At 60.6% G+C, this 16,129-nt stretch carries 15 protein-coding genes; 6 read left to right on the top strand and 9 right to left on the bottom strand.

The window, feature by feature from the left end:
* Window positions 1-178 precede the first annotated feature (178 nt).
* On the bottom strand, window positions 179-661 hold the full coding sequence (locus C4J92_RS08385; RefSeq protein ID WP_124361924.1) for a GAF domain-containing protein: 483 nt from the start codon (window positions 659-661) through the stop codon (window positions 179-181).
* Entirely contained in the window at window positions 658-1,548 is an 891-nt protein-coding gene (locus tag C4J92_RS08380) for an ATP-binding protein (RefSeq protein ID WP_124370138.1), read from the bottom strand. The genes C4J92_RS08385 and C4J92_RS08380 overlap by 4 nt, the downstream gene beginning before the upstream one ends.
* 167 nt (window positions 1,549-1,715) lie before the next feature.
* Here C4J92_RS08380 and C4J92_RS08375 point away from each other — a divergent pair, with 167 nt between their 5' ends.
* The gene (locus C4J92_RS08375; RefSeq protein ID WP_124403529.1) at window positions 1,716-4,028 is read left to right on the top strand and encodes a response regulator; all 2,313 of its coding nucleotides are present in this window, start codon (window positions 1,716-1,718) and stop codon (window positions 4,026-4,028) included.
* On the opposite strand, the gene C4J92_RS08370 is transcribed toward C4J92_RS08375, so the two are convergent.
* Together C4J92_RS08370 and msrB are read right to left on the bottom strand one after the other, a co-directional pair.
* Window positions 4,021-4,506 carry a glutathione peroxidase gene (locus C4J92_RS08370; RefSeq protein WP_124403528.1) on the bottom strand — a complete coding sequence of 162 codons (486 nt, stop codon included), beginning with the start codon at window positions 4,504-4,506 and terminating at the stop codon, window positions 4,021-4,023. The genes C4J92_RS08375 and C4J92_RS08370 overlap by 8 nt on opposite strands.
* A 152-nt stretch (window positions 4,507-4,658) precedes the next feature.
* A complete protein-coding gene (gene msrB / locus C4J92_RS08365; protein ID WP_124403527.1) occupies window positions 4,659-5,051 on the bottom strand; it encodes a peptide-methionine (R)-S-oxide reductase MsrB in 393 nt (130 codons plus the stop codon).
* A 202-nt stretch (window positions 5,052-5,253) separates the two neighbouring features.
* Between msrB and C4J92_RS08360 the strand changes: the two genes are divergently transcribed.
* Window positions 5,254-6,465: a pyridoxal phosphate-dependent aminotransferase gene (locus tag C4J92_RS08360; RefSeq protein ID WP_124403526.1), complete on the top strand. Its 1,212-nt coding sequence runs from the start codon at window positions 5,254-5,256 to the stop codon at window positions 6,463-6,465.
* Between the two features lie 304 nt (window positions 6,466-6,769).
* Window positions 6,770-7,657: a protease HtpX gene (gene htpX, locus C4J92_RS08355; RefSeq protein WP_124361920.1), complete on the top strand. Its 888-nt coding sequence runs from the start codon at window positions 6,770-6,772 to the stop codon at window positions 7,655-7,657.
* A 57-nt stretch (window positions 7,658-7,714) separates the two neighbouring features.
* On the opposite strand, the gene C4J92_RS08350 is transcribed toward htpX, so the two are convergent.
* Window positions 7,715-8,371, bottom strand: coding sequence for a thiopurine S-methyltransferase (locus tag C4J92_RS08350; RefSeq protein ID WP_124403525.1), 657 nt, complete (start codon window positions 8,369-8,371; stop codon window positions 7,715-7,717).
* Between the two features lie 103 nt (window positions 8,372-8,474).
* Here C4J92_RS08350 and C4J92_RS08345 point away from each other — a divergent pair, with 103 nt between their 5' ends.
* Window positions 8,475-9,242: a class III extradiol ring-cleavage dioxygenase gene (locus C4J92_RS08345; RefSeq protein ID WP_124403524.1), complete on the top strand. Its 768-nt coding sequence runs from the start codon at window positions 8,475-8,477 to the stop codon at window positions 9,240-9,242.
* A gap of 88 nt (window positions 9,243-9,330) precedes the next feature.
* Here C4J92_RS08345 and C4J92_RS08340 read toward each other — a convergent pair whose 3' ends face one another.
* Window positions 9,331-11,004, bottom strand: coding sequence for a DEAD/DEAH box helicase (locus C4J92_RS08340; protein ID WP_124366387.1), 1,674 nt, complete (start codon window positions 11,002-11,004; stop codon window positions 9,331-9,333).
* 424 nt (window positions 11,005-11,428) lie between these two features.
* On the opposite strand from C4J92_RS08340, the gene C4J92_RS08330 reads away from it, so the two are divergent.
* Complete coding sequence (locus C4J92_RS08330; protein WP_124403523.1) at window positions 11,429-12,220, top strand: crotonase/enoyl-CoA hydratase family protein; 792 nt, start codon at window positions 11,429-11,431, stop codon at window positions 12,218-12,220.
* Between the two features lie 99 nt (window positions 12,221-12,319).
* Here the strand turns inward: C4J92_RS08330 and C4J92_RS08325 are convergent, their stop codons facing one another.
* Entirely contained in the window at window positions 12,320-13,075 is a 756-nt protein-coding gene (locus tag C4J92_RS08325; protein ID WP_124366385.1) for a spermidine synthase, read from the bottom strand.
* A 125-nt stretch (window positions 13,076-13,200) separates the two neighbouring features.
* On the opposite strand from C4J92_RS08325, the gene C4J92_RS08320 reads away from it, so the two are divergent.
* The gene (locus C4J92_RS08320; RefSeq protein WP_124403522.1) at window positions 13,201-14,547 is read left to right on the top strand and encodes a class II 3-deoxy-7-phosphoheptulonate synthase; all 1,347 of its coding nucleotides are present in this window, start codon (window positions 13,201-13,203) and stop codon (window positions 14,545-14,547) included.
* 94 nt (window positions 14,548-14,641) lie between these two features.
* Here the strand turns inward: C4J92_RS08320 and C4J92_RS08315 are convergent, their stop codons facing one another.
* Window positions 14,642-15,871: a winged helix-turn-helix domain-containing protein gene (locus C4J92_RS08315; protein WP_124403521.1), complete on the bottom strand. Its 1,230-nt coding sequence runs from the start codon at window positions 15,869-15,871 to the stop codon at window positions 14,642-14,644.
* 45 nt (window positions 15,872-15,916) lie between these two features.
* Window positions 15,917-16,123 carry a DUF1127 domain-containing protein gene (locus C4J92_RS08310; protein ID WP_164487521.1) on the bottom strand — a complete coding sequence of 69 codons (207 nt, stop codon included), beginning with the start codon at window positions 16,121-16,123 and terminating at the stop codon, window positions 15,917-15,919.
* Window positions 16,124-16,129 lie beyond the last annotated feature (6 nt).

Genomic DNA, 16,129 nt, shown 5'->3' with positions numbered 1-16,129 from the left:
TTGAGGGTGAACACTGTACCTGTGGCGAGGGAGCTTGCTCCCGCTGGGCCGCGAAGCGGCCCCAAAGATGGGACTGCTGCGCAGTCCAGCGGGAGCAAGCTCCCTCGCCACAGGTTACTTTTTACCCTTTCTACTTCTTAACTCACTGGCATTAGGGCTTGCCCCCCGCCTCGCTCGCTCAGCAATCGGTCAAGCGCAGGAAAATAGCCGCGAGTTGTTCGATACCTGCCTGGTCCTGAGGCGTAAAACGCGCCAGCGACGGGCTGTCGAGGTCAAGGACGCCAATCAATTGGCCGTTCTTGACCAGCGGCACCACCAACTCACTGTTGGAGGCGCTGTCACAGGCAATGTGCCCGGCAAACGCATGCACGTCTTCCACTCGCTGGGTTTGCCGGGACGCCGCGGCGGCACCACACACGCCACGCCCAAAAGGGATGCGCACGCAGGCGATCTGGCCCTGGAAGGGGCCGAGAACCAGCTCATCATTACGATTAAGGTAGAAACCCGCCCAGTTCAGGTCGTCCAACTGATTGAACAGGAACGCGGAAAATTGCGCGCTGTTGGCGATGAAATCCCGCTCATCCGCCAGCAGCGACTCCAGTTGCGCACACAGCAGCGCATAGCCCTCGAGGCCGGTGCCGGCCTGTTGTAAATCGATCATGGTTGACGCTCCAGCAATTTGAGACCCACCCAGTAACGAGCGAACTGATAGGCGCAGCGGCCATTGCGGTTGCCGCGCCCGGTCGCCCAGCGCACGGCGAGAATGTCGAGTTGTTCATCACGCTGCCACTGCAGGCCGGTCTTGCCGGCCAATTCGCCGATCCAGTGCTCCACCACATTCAGGAAGTGCTCCTGGGTAAACGGGTAGAACGACAGCCACAAGCCAAAACGGTCGGACAAGGCAATCTTGTCTTCTACCGCCTCGCTCGGGTGCAGTTCGCCATCTACGCGCTTCCAATTGTCGTTGTCGCTCTGGTTCTCCGGCACCAGGTGACGACGATTGGAGGTGGCATACAGCAACACGTTTTCCGGCGCCTGCTCCAGGGAGCCATCCAGCACGCTCTTGAGCACGCGATAGTCACCTTCCCCGGCATCGAACGACAGGTCATCGCAGAACAGGATGAAACGCTGCGGCAGCTTGAGCAGTTGCTCGACCACACGCGGCAGGTCGGCCAGGTGGTCACGCTCGATTTCGATCAAGCGCAGGCCGGCTTCGGCGTGCTGGGCGAGCAAGGCGCGTACCATGGATGATTTCCCGGTGCCACGCGAACCCCACAGCAGCGCATGGTTGGCAGGCAAGCCGTCGAGAAACTGTTGGGTGTTACGCGCCAGCTGTTCACGCTGCTTGTCGACGCCGATCAGGTCCGACAGGCGCATGTCCAGGCTGACTTCCAGCGGCAACAGAAAGCCTGTACGGCCTTCGCGCTGCCAGCGGGCGGCCAGGCACTGGTTCCAGTCGATGGCTTGGCGCGGTGCGGGTAACAGGGGCTCCAGGCGCGCCAGCACGGCGTCAGCCCGCTCAAGAAAGGCATTCAATCGAGAATCCACATCTATTCCTCTGGCAAGTTCTTGTAAAAGATGGCGTATTGGCAACCCTGTGGCAGACCGCACAAGGCTGCGTCAAGAAAATCGATTTATGCCGGGCAAGTCAGCGCTGGTGGGATGTTCAGCTATGCTTGCCGGGCGAAGGGAAACGTGAAGTGGTTCAACACTCGATGGATATCAAGTTCGCCCACCGCTTGTCTTATAAACAAGCCAGATTGACTGTGCTGGTCGGTTTCGTCTTGGGAACCTTGCTCAGTTTTATCCAAATCGGCATTGATTATGCCAGTGAAGACGCATCCATCAACCGTGAAATACGCTCGCTGATCGAAATCAGCCATAATCCTGCCTCGCGTATCGCCTACAACATCGATGCCGAACTTGCCCAGGAACTGACCCTGGGCCTGCTGCACTCTCCTGCCATTGCCCACGCACAGCTGGTCGACAACAACGGCATGGTGCTGGCCGACGTCGAGCGGCCGCGCAAGGAAAGCCATTATCGGCCTGTCAGCGATTTTCTGTTCGGTGCCAACCGTCAATTCGAAGACCGCTTGTACCTCAGCCATATGCCCAACGAATCCCTGGGCGTGCTGCGTCTGGATGTCGATACCTACGCGTTTGGCAGCCGTTTCCTGCGCCGCGCCGAGGTCACGTTGCTCAATGGTTTTGTGCGCAGCCTGCTGCTGACCGGGATCTTGCTGGGCTTGTTCTACGTCATGCTCACCCAGCCGCTGGTGCGCATTATTCGCGCGTTGAGCACGCGCAAACAGGCGCGCCTGGACTGCCCGCCAGGGCATGAGCACGACGAAATCGGCGTGCTGGTCAACGTTGCCAACCAGCAATTCGAAAACATGGAAACCGAGATTCAGCAGCGTCGCCATGCCGAAGATCGTCTCACCGAATACCTGGGCCAACTGGAAGACATTGTTTCTGCGCGCACCCTTGAGCTCAAGACCAGCAATCAACGCTTGAGCCAGATCAACGACGAATTGGAAGCAGCGCGGATGACCGCCCTGGGCATGGCCCAGGCTCGGGCGGCGTTCCTGGCCAATATGAGCCATGAAATCCGCACTCCGCTCAATGGCCTGCTGGGCATGATTGCCCTGTCGCTGGACAGCCCGCTCAACGCCGAGCAGCGCCAGCAACTGTCCATTGCCCATGACTCCGGCAAGGTACTGGTAGAGTTGCTCAACGATATCCTCGACCTGTCCAAGTTCGACGCGGGTCAACTGGAGCTTGAGCGAATCCCGTTCGACCTCGGCTCACTGGTGGAAGACACCGCCAACCTGTTGTCGCAAAACGCCGCGCCCAGCGTGGAACTGACCTGCCTGATCGACCCGCTGTTTGCTGCCCAAGTCATTGGCGACCCGACGCGGGTGCGGCAAATCGTCAGTAACCTGCTGTCCAATGCCTTGAAGTTCACCCGCTTCGGCCGGGTGGATGTGCGCCTGAGCCACCACGGCGACGGAGTGCGCATTGAAGTCTGTGATACCGGTATCGGGATTGCCCAGGATGCACAGGTCAAGATTTTCCAGCCGTTCACCCAGGCCGGCGCTGGTATTACGCGCCAATTCGGCGGCACCGGCCTGGGGCTCGCATTGACCCATAACCTCTGCGAAGCCATGCAGGGCCGCTTGAGCATCAGTTCGGAGGTCGGCTTCGGCAGCCAGTTCTGCGCCGACCTGCCGTTGCCCACCCACCTGCCGGCGGCAGCCCGAGTGCCATTGGCGGGGGATGTGATCGTCATCACCCACCACAGCAGCGGCCTGGGGGAGTTGCTCACGACCCTGTTGCCCCATTGGGGGTTGGCGCCGCGTTGCTACTCCATGGAAGACGACCTGAGCGGACAGTCTCCCGACCTGTTGATCACCGACTGCCCGGAGTGCCTGTTCCGCCTGAGGCCGGGCATCAGCGCGCCGATCCTGGTGGTGACCGCCTATGGCAATTTCATGCCCAGTGAAGAAGTCGCGGCCCTGGCGCCACTGCAGCAACAAGCCCGCCCGCTGAGCCGTAACGCGCTGTACCAAATCCTGCAGCGTAATTTGCGCAGCGACACGCAGCCGATTCTGGACCCGGTCCAAATCGACGCCGCGCCCCTCAGCCATCGCGCGCGCATCCTGCTGGTGGAGGACAACCCGGTCAACCAACTGGTGGCCAAGGGCATGCTCGGCAAGCTCGGCTGCGAGGTCATCGTGGCCGCCCATGGTGGCGAAGCGCTCAAGTTCCTTGAGGACCAGCGTTTCGATCTGGTGTTGATGGACTGCAACATGCCCGTGATGGACGGCTACGAGGCCAGCCGGCAGATTCGCCAGAGCGGTCGCTGGCCGGACCTGCCGATTGTCGCCCTGACCGCCAACGCCCTGTCCGAAGAACGTGAGCGTTGCCGTGCCGCGGGGATGAATGATTACCTGGCCAAGCCGTTTCGCCGCGAAGAACTCAAGGCCCTGCTGGACCTGTGGGTGCCTGAGACGACAAGTCTCATTTGAGCAGGGCTTCGATCTCTTGGCTCAGGTCCTGGGGCTTGGTGGTCGGGGCGAAACGCTTGACCTGTTTGCCGTCACGCCCGATGAGGAATTTGGTGAAGTTCCACTTGATGTTCTTCGAGCCCAGCAGCCCGGGCGCAGCCTTTTTGAGCTGCACAAACAGCGGGTGGGCATCGCTGCCATTGACGTCGATTTTCTTGAACAAGGGAAAACTGACGCCGAAGTTCAATTCGCAGAACTCGGCTATCGCGCCTTCATTGCCCGGCTCCTGCTTGCCGAACTGATTGCACGGAAAGCCCAGCACCACCAGGCCCTGGTCCTTGTATTGCTGCCAAAGCTGCTCCAGGCCCTTATATTGCGGGGTGAAACCACACTTGCTGGCGGTGTTGACCACCAGAATGGCCTTGCCGGCGAAATCGGCCAAGGTCTTTTGCTCACCCTTGATGGTGGTGCAAGGAATGCTCAGCAAGTTGTCGCTCATGGCAGTGCCTCTGATTAAGGGAAGAAGCAGAAAGGTAGCTCGCCATTCGATAGCGTCAACTCAATTGACGGCGATGATGATGTGCAATCAACCCAGGGCCGCACGTGGGGGGAGCGAGCCCCCGCCCACATTTTGACCGAGCGGGTACTCGCCTAGCGCGGCACCAGGTCCAGGCACACCGAGTTGATGCAGTAGCGCAGCCCGGTCGGTGGCGGACCGTCCGGGAACACATGTCCCAGGTGCGCGTCGCACTTGGCGCAGGTGACTTCGGTGCGGATCATGCCGTGGCTGACGTCACGGATCTCGACCATCGCGCTATCGGCAATCGGCTCGTAGAAGCTGGGCCAGCCGCAGCCCGAGTCAAACTTGGCCTTGGAATCGAACAACGGTTCATTGCAGCAAATGCAATGGTACACGCCGTCGGTCTTGGTCTCGTTGTACTTGCCGGAGAACGGCCGCTCGGTGCCTTTGAGCCGACACACGTTGTATTGCTCCGGGTCGAGCATCGCTTTCCATTCTTCAATGGTTTTCTGCAGCTTTTCCATCGGTACACCTCGGCAACTGAAAAACCCTGATCTGTGTCTTTTCCGTGGATCAGGCGGCACGTATGATTGCGCCTCTTCAAAACGCCAGTCTGGCACCCGCGCCATCACCATTCAAACGTATTTATGGGTGCGAGCCGCACGGGATTCACAGTACGGTAGTGCCTGTGCCGTCTGGATCGTTCATTTTCAGGATCACATCACCATGCAGGTCAGCAAATCGAACAAGCTCGCCAACGTCTGCTATGACATTCGCGGCCCGGTGCTCAAGCACGCCAAACGCCTGGAAGAGGAAGGCCATCGCATCCTCAAGCTGAACATCGGCAACCCGGCGCCCTTTGGTTTCGAAGCGCCAGACGAAATCCTCCAGGACGTGATCCGCAACCTGCCCATGGCCCAAGGCTACAGTGACTCCAAGGGCCTGTTCAGCGCGCGCAAGGCGGTGATGCAGTATTACCAGCAAAAACAGGTGGAAGGTGTCGGGATTGAAGACATCTACCTGGGCAATGGCGTGTCCGAGCTGATTGTGATGTCGCTGCAGGCCTTGCTCAACAACGGCGACGAAGTGCTGGTGCCGGCGCCGGATTATCCGTTGTGGACCGCCGCCGTGACCCTGGCCGGTGGCCACCCGGTGCACTACCTGTGCGACGAAGGGGCCGACTGGTTCCCGGACCTGGCCGATATCAAGGCCAAGATCACCCCCAACACCAAAGCCCTGGTGATCATCAACCCGAACAACCCCACCGGTGCCGTGTACTCCAGGGAAGTGCTGCTGGGCATGCTCGAACTGGCGCGCCAACACAACCTTGTGGTGTTCTCCGACGAGATCTACGACAAGATCCTCTACGATGACGCCGTCCACGTGTGCACCGCCTCCCTCGCGCCAGACCTGCTGTGCCTGACCTTCAACGGCCTGTCCAAGTCCTACCGCGTGGCGGGATTCCGCTCCGGCTGGATCGCCATTTCCGGGCCCAAGCACAACGCCCAGAGCTATATCGAGGGCATCGACATGCTGGCCAACATGCGCCTGTGCGCCAACGTGCCGAGCCAGCACGCGATCCAGACCGCCCTCGGCGGCTACCAGAGCATCAACGACCTGGTACTGCCCCAAGGTCGTTTGCTGGAGCAACGTAACCGCACCTGGGAGTTGCTCAACGCGATCCCGGGCGTCAGTTGCGTAAAGCCCATGGGTGCGTTGTACGCGTTCCCGCGGATCGATCCGAAAGTCTGCCCGATCCTCAACGACGAAAAGTTCGTGCTCGACCTGCTGTTGTCGGAAAAGCTGCTGGTGGTGCAAGGCACCGCCTTCAACTGGCCGTGGCCGGATCACTTCCGCGTGGTGACGTTGCCGCGCGTGGATGAACTGGATATGGCGATCGGTCGCATCGGCAACTTCCTGAAGTCCTATCGCCAGTAACGCAAATGATGCCGTACGACCTGCATTTGGTCGTACAGCGATTATCTGGCAACACTTCTCTGGCGCGGGCGACCTCGAACGGGGTGATAGCACCGCGCCAGGTGCCCTACCCTAGCGTTAACGGGGGTGCGACACGCTTGGCGGCGAACCGGCAAGGCTAATTGTTGTGGGAAAATCCCTTCAAGGCGCTACATTTTCGCTGTAGGACACAGTTTGAAATAGTCGCTCGGTTGAATCACCCCATGCCGCACCTTATATACCCCGCAGTAAGCGACATATTAAGCATGAGGAGAATTCTACAACCATGATGCGCATCCTGCTGTTCTTGGCCACTAACCTGGCGGTCGTACTGATTGCCAGCGTCACCCTGAGCCTTTTTGGCTTCGACGGGTTCATGGCGGCCAACGGGGTTGATCTGAACCTCAATCAGCTGCTGATTTTCTGTGCGGTCTTCGGTTTTGCCGGTTCGCTGTTCTCGCTGTTCATCTCCAAGTGGATGGCGAAAATGAGCACCAGCACCCAGATCATCACTCAACCACGCACTCGCCATGAACAATGGCTGATGCAAACCGTGGAGCAGTTGTCTCAAGAAGCAGGCATCAAAATGCCCGAGGTGGGGATTTTCCCTGCTTATGAGGCCAACGCCTTCGCCACCGGCTGGAACAAGAACGACGCGCTGGTCGCTGTCAGCCAGGGGCTCCTGGAGCGTTTTTCGCCCGACGAAGTCAAGGCGGTGCTGGCCCACGAGATCGGCCACGTGGCCAACGGCGACATGGTCACCCTGGCGCTGGTCCAGGGCGTGGTGAACACCTTCGTGATGTTCTTTGCGCGAATCATCGGCAACTTCGTCGACAAGGTGATCTTCAAGAACGAAGAAGGCCGCGGTATCGCCTACTTCGTGGCAACCATCTTCGCCGAGCTGGTCCTGGGCTTCCTGGCAAGCGCCATCGTAATGTGGTTCTCGCGTAAACGTGAGTTCCGCGCAGACGAAGCCGGCGCGCGCCTGGCGGGCACCAGCGCGATGATCGGCGCACTGCAACGCCTGCGCTCCGAACAAGGCCTGCCGGTGCATATGCCGGACAGCCTGACCGCCTTCGGCATCAACGGCGGCGTCAAGCAGGGCCTGGCTCGCCTGTTCATGAGCCACCCACCGCTGGAAGAGCGGATTGACGCATTGCGTCGTCGCGGCTGATAGCGCAGGGCAACACAGAAAGGGGCGATTGGATCGCCCCTTTTTCGTGGGCGTGATTTACCGCCTGGTCAGGCGATAAACACGCTCATCAAGCCGAGTAACGCCATCCGCCCTGAATTTGCTGCTTTCACTCAAAATGTCCCGCTCTTGCAGCGTGACCACATTCCAGTGCGGGCCCAGCAGCGACTGCACCTCCTCATCCGGGACAGCGAAGGGCGGGCCAGCCCTTTGCGCCTGGTCGTAATCGACAGTGATCAACAGCCCCTCACAGACGGGAGTCAGCAGGGTATCGAGATGCTTGGTGTATCGCGAGCGCATTGGCTGCGGCAAGGCGATCAGTGCCGCACGGTCATACAACGCCACGCAATCAGCCACAGCACTTGCGTCAAGGGCGAAGAAGTCACCGCACCACACTTCGATCAGGCCCGCCTGATACACCTTGAACACGCCTCTCTGATCGATCTGCGGCGTAAGTCCCTGTTCGCTGAAGAATGCCTCAACGGCTTTATCCGATACCTCCACACCCATCACGCGATGCCCGCGATCCGCCAACCACTTCATGTCCAGGCTCTTGCCACACAAAGGCACGAAAACCCTGGCACCATCGACCAGGGCCAACGTTGACCAATGCCGCTGCAAGTAAGGATTAACGTCGGTCTGATGAAAACCGATCTGATTGGTTGCCCAGCGTTCCTGCCAAATTTTGGCGTCCATGCATCACCCCGAAAAATCGATTAAAAGACACTAAATCTTATATTAGATCTCGATTAATGATCTGAATGAAGATAGCCCGATATTAATCTTCAGGACTCTTCTTATGCTCCCCAGCCTGTTTATCTCCCATGGCTCCCCGATGCTGGCTCTGCAACCCGGCGCCAGCGGCCCGGCGCTGCAGGCTCTGGCTGCCGCGCTGCCACGGCCAAAGGCGATTGTGGTGGTATCGGCGCATTGGGAAAGCCACGGACTGCTGGTCAGTGGCAGCGCCGCGCCCGAAACCTGGCACGACTTCGGCGGCTTCCCTCGCGAACTGTTTGCGGTGCAATACCCTGCGCCGGGTGATCCACGGCTGGCGAATGAAATTGCCGAGTTATTGCAGGCTGACGGCCTGACTGCACAAGTCGACAACCAACGGCCCTTCGACCATGGCACCTGGGTGCCCCTGTCGCTGATGTACCCGGCGGCGGATATCCCGGTGGTGCAAGTTTCCCTGCCAAGCCGCATGGGTCCGGCTTTTCAAACCCGGGTTGGAAATGCCCTCTGCAGTCTGCGCGATCAAGGTGTGCTACTGATCGGCTCCGGCAGCATCACCCATAATCTCGGTGAGCTGGACTGGCGCGCCGGGCCGGAAACCATCACGCCATGGGCGCAAGCCTTTCGCGACTGGGTAGTCGAAAAACTCGCTGCCGGTGACGAAACAGCCTTGCATGACTATCGCCTCCTGGCGCCCCATGCAGTGCGCAGCCACCCCAGCGACGAGCATTTGTTGCCGCTTTACTTTGCGCGAGGTGCGGGCGGTGATTTCAGCGTGGCGCATCAGGGCTTCACCCTCGGCGCCTTGGGCATGGACATCTATCGCTTTGGCTAACACAGGTGCACTGCCTGAATCCCAGGCAAAAAAAATCCCCGAACCAGTCGGGGATTTTTTATGTGCGATCAATCAGCCCAAGGGCGGATCAATCTTCGCGGTAGCGACGCAGCTTCAACTGCTTGCCGGCAACGCGTGTGTCTTTGAGCTTGGCCAGCAGTTTTTCCAGACCGTCTTCCGGCAGCTCCACCAGGGAGAAGCTGTCACGGACCTGGATACGACCGATGGCTTCACGTGCCAGGCCACCCTCGTTGAGGATAGCGCCCAGCAGGTTCTTGGCAGCGATACCGTCACGCGCGCCCAGCGCAGTACGGCAACGAGCACGGCCTTCAGCCAATGGAACCGGAGCACGACGCTCACGATCACCACGGTCCGGACGGTCGCCGGTACGTTCTGGACGATCACCGCGTGGCGCGTTGTTCGGTACCAGCGGGCGTTCTTTCTCGATCGCTGCCAGGGTCAGTGCCTGACCGTTGGTAGCCTTGCGCAGCAACGCTGCAGCCAGGGCACGCGGGGTGCAACCGATATCGGCGGTCAGGCGGTCCAGCAGTTCGCCGTGGGTCGATTCAGCGTCAGCCACCAGTGGCGCCAGGCTGTTGGTCAGTTTCTTGATGCGGGCATCGAGAACGGCCTGGGCATCCGGAAGGCGAACCTCGGCCACTTTCTGGCCGGTGACACGCTCGATGACCTGCAGCATGCGGCGCTCACGCGGCGTTACCAGCAGCAGGGCACGACCTTCGCGACCGGCACGGCCGGTACGGCCGATACGGTGAACATAGGACTCTGGGTCGTACGGCATATCAACGTTGAACACGTGGGTGATGCGTGGAACGTCGAGGCCACGGGCGGCAACGTCGGTCGCCACAACGATGTCCAGGCGGCCATCCTTGAGGGAGTCGATCACGCGCTCACGCTGGTTCTGGGCGATGTCACCGTTCAGCGCAGCGGCCTTGTAGCCTTTGGCTTCCAGGGCACTGGCCAGGTCCAGGGTCGCTTGCTTGGTGCGCACGAACATGATCAAGGCGTCGAAGTCTTCGACTTCCAGCAGGCTCAATACAGCCGAGGTCTTCTGGTCAGCGTGAACCAACAGGTGAGCCTGTTCGATCGCGGTAACGGTCTGGGTCTTGGTCTGGATCTTCACGTGTTGCGGATCGCGCAGGTGGCGTTCGGCAATGGCACGGATCGACTGCGGCAGGGTGGCCGAGAACAGTACGGTCTGACGGGTTGGTGGCAAGGCCTTGAAGATGACTTCCAGGTCATCCATGAAGCCCAGCTTCAACATTTCGTCGGCTTCGTCGAGAACCAGGTGGTTCACGGTCGACAGGACTTTCTCGTCGCGACGCAAGTGGTCGCACAGACGGCCCGGGGTGGCGACAACGATCTGTGCGCCGTTACGGATGGCTTTCAGTTGTGGGCCCATAGGCGCGCCGCCGTAAACGGCCACAACGGTTACACCTGGCATTTGCTTGGCGTAGGTTTCGAAAGCGGTTGCTACTTGCAGCGCCAACTCACGGGTTGGCGCCAGGATCAGGGCTTGCGGTTCGCGCTTGGCAGGATCGATGCAGTGCAGGATAGGCAGGGCGAACGCGGCGGTTTTACCGGTACCGGTCTGCGCCTGGCCAATCATGTCCTGGCCGGCCATGATGATCGGGATCGATTGCTGCTGAATAGCCGAAGGTTCTTCGTAGCCAGTCGCGATGACGGCGGCGAGAATGTTCGGATTAAGATTAAAAGCGGCGAAGCCGCCGGTTTCCTGGGTCATGGGTCTGCCTCTAAGTGCATCCGCAAAGACCCATGCTCCAAAGCTGCGCATGCCGTGTTGAGACTCAAGAGTCGCCCTGGCTGCTTTGTCGGCGGGGATTTGCGAAAACGAATGAATGAAAAAGATTCGTCAAGGAAGAGTCCGCTGTGCGGACGTGCAGCCGAAGCTGACTTCGGGGAATTGCGCTACCTAAACGCGGCCCGGTTAAAGGCCGGCGCGCACTATACCGGAAATAGCTGAAAAAGGGAGCTTTTTTTATCGCAAAGCACCGATAAACCGTGCTGCGTTACAGCCTTTGCAGATAACTGCGCCAGGGTCTATTTTGCAAAGGCCCGGCCCAGTTGGTCATCACGCTTAAACGGTTCACCTGTCCAGGCCTGCCCCTTGGTCTGAAACCTCAATCCGCGCCCCGAGGGCACCCCCGATGAATCAAGCCAGCACCAGCCGCGTTACCCGTGAACTCCAGGGCCATGTCCTGTTGCTGGGGCTGGACCGAGTGGCAAAGCGCAATGCTTTCGACCTCGACCTGCTCAACGAACTGAGCATGGCCTATGGCGATTTTGATCGAAACGATGACGCGCGGGTTGCCGTGGTGTTTGCCCATGGCGACCACTTCACCGCCGGGCTCGACCTGGCCAATGTCAGCGGCGTCATGGCGGGAGGCTGGCAACCGCCCCTGGGCGGCTGCGACCCCTGGGGCGTGTTCGCAGGCCCCAGGGTCAATAAACCGGTGATCGTGGCCGCCCATGGCTACTGCCTGACCATCGGCATCGAGCTGATGCTGGCGGCGGATATCAATCTTTGCGCGAGCAACACGCGCTTTGCGCAGATGGAAGTGCAGCGTGGGATCTTTCCGTTTGGCGGTGCGACATTACGCTTTCATCAGATCGCCGGCTGGGGCAATGCGATGCGCTGGCTGCTGACCGGCGACGAGTTCGACGCCCATGAAGCCCTGCGCCTGGGCCTGGTGCAGGAAGTGATGGCCAGCGAAGACCTGCTGCCCCGCGCCATCGAGCTGGCCAATCGCATCGCGCGCCAGGCGCCGCTTGGGGTGCAGGCAACGTTGATGTCGGCGCGATTGGCGCACAAGGAAGGCGAGACCGTGGCGGCCGCCGCGTTGCCACCGATGGTGAACAAACTGCTGAACAGCGAAGATGCCAAGGAAGGTGTGCGGGCGATGATCGAGAAGCGGCCTGGGGTGTTCAAGGGTATTTGAGTGGGCAGTGCCGGCCTCATCGGGAGCAAGCCCCCTCCCACATTGGAACGCGTTTCAACTATGGGAGGGGGTTGCCCCCGATAGCGCCAGAACAGACGCCTAGGTCGCCGGCCGAATCACCTTGATCAACGCCTGCAACGAATACCCCAGTCGCGGCGCCAAGGCCTCGGCGCGAGCGGACAGCGCATCCAGGTCCAGCTCCTGATCCAGCTCCGAAGGCACCAGCAGGATCACGTTGCCCTCCTTCACCGGCAGTTCCCAGTAATGCCGGTGATACAACCCGCGCAACAACGCCGCACCCAGCGGCTTGCCATCATCGGTGGCCCACTGGTTGATCACCAGCCAACCGCCGGGATTGAGCTTTTTCTGACAGTTCTCCAGGAACGTCCAGGCCAGGTGACCGACGCCAGGCCCCACGTCGGTATACAGGTCGACGAAGATCAGGTCGGCCGATTCGGCGCTGTCGAGCAACTCCAGGGCATCGCCGATACGGATATACAGGCGTGGATCATCGTCCAGGCCCAGATATTCAATCGCCAGGCGCGGTACGTCGGGGCGCAGCTCGATGGCTTCGACGTCCTCAAGCGCCAGGAACTTGAGGCAGGCCTGGGTCAGCGTGCCGGCGCCAAGGCCAAGGAACAGCGCGCTCTCCGGCTGCTCATGGCACAACGCACCGACCAACATGGCGCGGGTGTAGTCATACTCCAGCCAGCTCGGGTCGGCGGTGAACACGCAGCTTTGCTCGATGGCATCGCCAAATTCGAGAAAACGGTAATCGGCCACTTCCAACACACGGATCATGCCGAAATCATCATGGACTTCGGCCAGCAGGCGCTCGACACGCTCCTCGCTCATCACTACTCCTAACGGGTTGGCTGCGGGGCAAAGTGCGCGATTGTCGGCCAAGCGACGGCAGCAGGTCACGCACTAATTGCTGCTAACATTGATGCCCGAACGTCAACCTACCCAACGAGTGCATGATGAGCCAACCCTGGAGCCCCGACAGCTGGCGTGCCCTGCCGATCCAGCAACAACCCCGGTACCCGGATGCCGCGCACCTGCTGCAAGTGGAGCAGAGCCTGGCCAGTTACCCGCCGCTGGTGTTTGCCGGGGAAGCCCGCGAATTGCGTCGTCAGTTTGCCGAAGTCACCCAGGGTCGCGCCTTCCTGCTGCAAGGCGGTGACTGCGCCGAGAGCTTTGCCGAGTTTTCCGCCGCAAAAATCCGCGACACCTTCAAGGTGCTGCTGCAGATGGCGATCGTCATGACCTTCGCCGCCGGCTGCCCGGTGGTGAAGGTCGGGCGCATGGCCGGCCAGTTCGCCAAGCCGCGCTCGTCCAACGATGAAACCATCGACGGCGTTACCCTGCCCGCCTACCGCGGCGATATCGTCAATGGTATCGGCTTCGACGAAAAGAGCCGCGTCCCGGACCCGGACCGCCTGTTGCAGAGCTACCACCAGTCCACCGCCACCCTCAACCTGCTGCGCGCGTTTGCCCAGGGTGGCTTCGCTGACCTGCACCAGGTACACAAGTGGAACCTGGACTTCATTGCCAACTCCGCGCTGGCCGAAAAGTACAGCCAACTGGCCGACCGCATCGACGAGACCCTGGCCTTCATGCGCGCCTGCGGCATGGACGATTCGCCGCAACTGCGCGAGACCAGCTTCTTCACCGCTCACGAAGCGTTGCTGCTCAACTATGAAGAAGCCTTCGTGCGCCGTGACAGCCTGACCAACGACTACTACGACTGCTCTGCCCATATGCTCTGGATCGGCGACCGTACTCGTCAGCTGGATGGCGCCCACGTCGAGTTCCTGCGCGGGGTGAACAACCCGATCGGGGTCAAGGTCGGCCCGAGCATGAACCCGGACGACCTGATCCGCCTGATCGACATCCTCAACCCGGACAACGACCCTGGCCGCTTGAACCTGATCGCACGCATGGGCGCCAATAAGGTCGGCAACCACCTGCCTGACCTGATTCGCGCGGTGCAGCGCGAAGGCAAGCACGTGCTGTGGAGCTGCGACCCGATGCATGGCAACACCATCAAGGCCAGCAGCGGCTACAAGACCCGCGACTTTGCGCAGATCCTCGGCGAAGTGAAAGAGTTCTTCCAGGTACACCAGGCTGAAGGCAGCTATGCCGGCGGCATTCATATCGAGATGACCGGGCAGAACGTCACCGAGTGCATTGGCGGCGCACGGCCGATCACCGAGGACGGTTTGTCGGACCGCTATCACACCCACTGCGACCCGCGGATGAATGCTGATCAGTCGCTGGAACTGGCGTTTTTGATTGCCGAAACCTTGAAACAGGTCAAGCGTTAGATTGTTGTCGACTGGACTGACGCCAATCGGGGGCAAGCCCCCTCCCACATGTGAAATGCATTCCCTGTGGGAGGGGCTTGCCCCCGATGGCGCCCTAAAGACCAGCCTCCAGACCGAGCATTGCCACCCGTAACCGCGCGGCGCTCGGCCGCTGGCAATTGAGCACGACCTGTTGCAGCCCCAACCAATCGGCCATCTGCCGCAGGTTCAGCGCCAACGCCAACATCCCCTGCTCATCCAGCCCCCGATCTTCCTCGTGCACCGCATGCACCGCCAGGCACCCGTTGGCTCGTTCGGCGCGCACGTCGACGCGCGCAGCGATCCGCTCGTTGTGCAAAAACGGCAGTACGTAGTAGCCGTACACCCGCTTGTGTTGCGGGGTGTAAATTTCCAGCCGGTAACGGAAATCGAACAGGCGCTCGGTACGGGCACGCTCCCAGATCAACGAATCAAAGGGCGACAGCAAGGCGCTGGCCGGCACGTTGCGTGGCACTTTGGGTGCCGGCAAGCAATACGCCGGCTGCTTCCAGCCTTGCACCTGACAGTTCAGCAGCTGCACATCCTCGATCAGCTCGGCCAGGCGCTGGCGGCTGTCGACGGGGTCGAGGCGAAAGTAATCGCGCAGGTCTTTTTCAGTGGCCACTCCGAGGGCGGTTGCGCTGTGCAACAACAAGCCCCGCTGGGCCTCGGCTTCGCTCAGGTTGGCTTGAAGGATTTCGGCGGGGAGTACCCGTTCGGGCAAATCATAGAGGCGCTCAAAGCCACGCCGCCCGGCAACGGTGACTAGACCGGCCGCGAACAGCCATTCCAACGCGTGCTTCTCGTCGCTCCAATCCCACCATGACCCGGCACGCACCTCGCGGGTCGACAAACTGCCCGCGCCCAAGGCGCCCTGCTCTTCGACGGCGCGCAGTACGCGCTGGACAGTGCCCTGCTGCTCACGCCCGAATCGCGCCATTTGCGCGTAGATCCCCTGCCCTTGTTTGGCCCGCTCCATGCGCCAGCGCATCATTGGGTACAGCGCCATGGGCAGCAACGAGGCTTCGTGCCCCCAATATTCGAACAGCGAGCGCTGCCGCCCCTGGCTCCAGGCAGCCTGTTCGAGCATCAAGGGAGAATAACGACCCAACCGGGAAAACAGCGGCAGGTAATGGGAGCGCACCACGGCATTGACCGAATCGATCTGCAGCACACCGAGGCGCTCGATCACACGGTTGAGGTGCGCGGCTTTTATCTGTGCTGGCGGCTGGCGCCCGGAAAACCCCTGGGCTGCCAGCGCCATGCGTCGTGCTTGCTTGAGGGAAAAGGACAGGACGGCGGGCATGGGTAGCTCCTTGAATACGCGCGTCCTACCCTACTGTATTCCCGGTTACTTTCGCAGCGGGTCTTCCCAGAAATGTCGATGGATTTCCTGCTCGACATCGATACGGTTAAGACCGATATCCTTGAGCGCGTCGTCGCTCATGCCCGCCAGCATCTGGCGTTCACGATGCAGCGCCTGCCAACGCGAAATCGTATGAAGAAGCCCGGAAAGCGGCCACTTTGCCATCAATACAACATCTGTTTGACCTTTCATCTTCTC

Origin of the sequence: Pseudomonas sp. R3-18-08, from assembly GCF_003852065.1 — a bacterium.
Classification (GTDB): Bacteria; Pseudomonadota; Gammaproteobacteria; order Pseudomonadales; family Pseudomonadaceae; genus Aquipseudomonas.
Note: the sequence above shows the minus strand (reverse complement) of the source record. Positions and strands in the feature narration are given on the sequence as shown.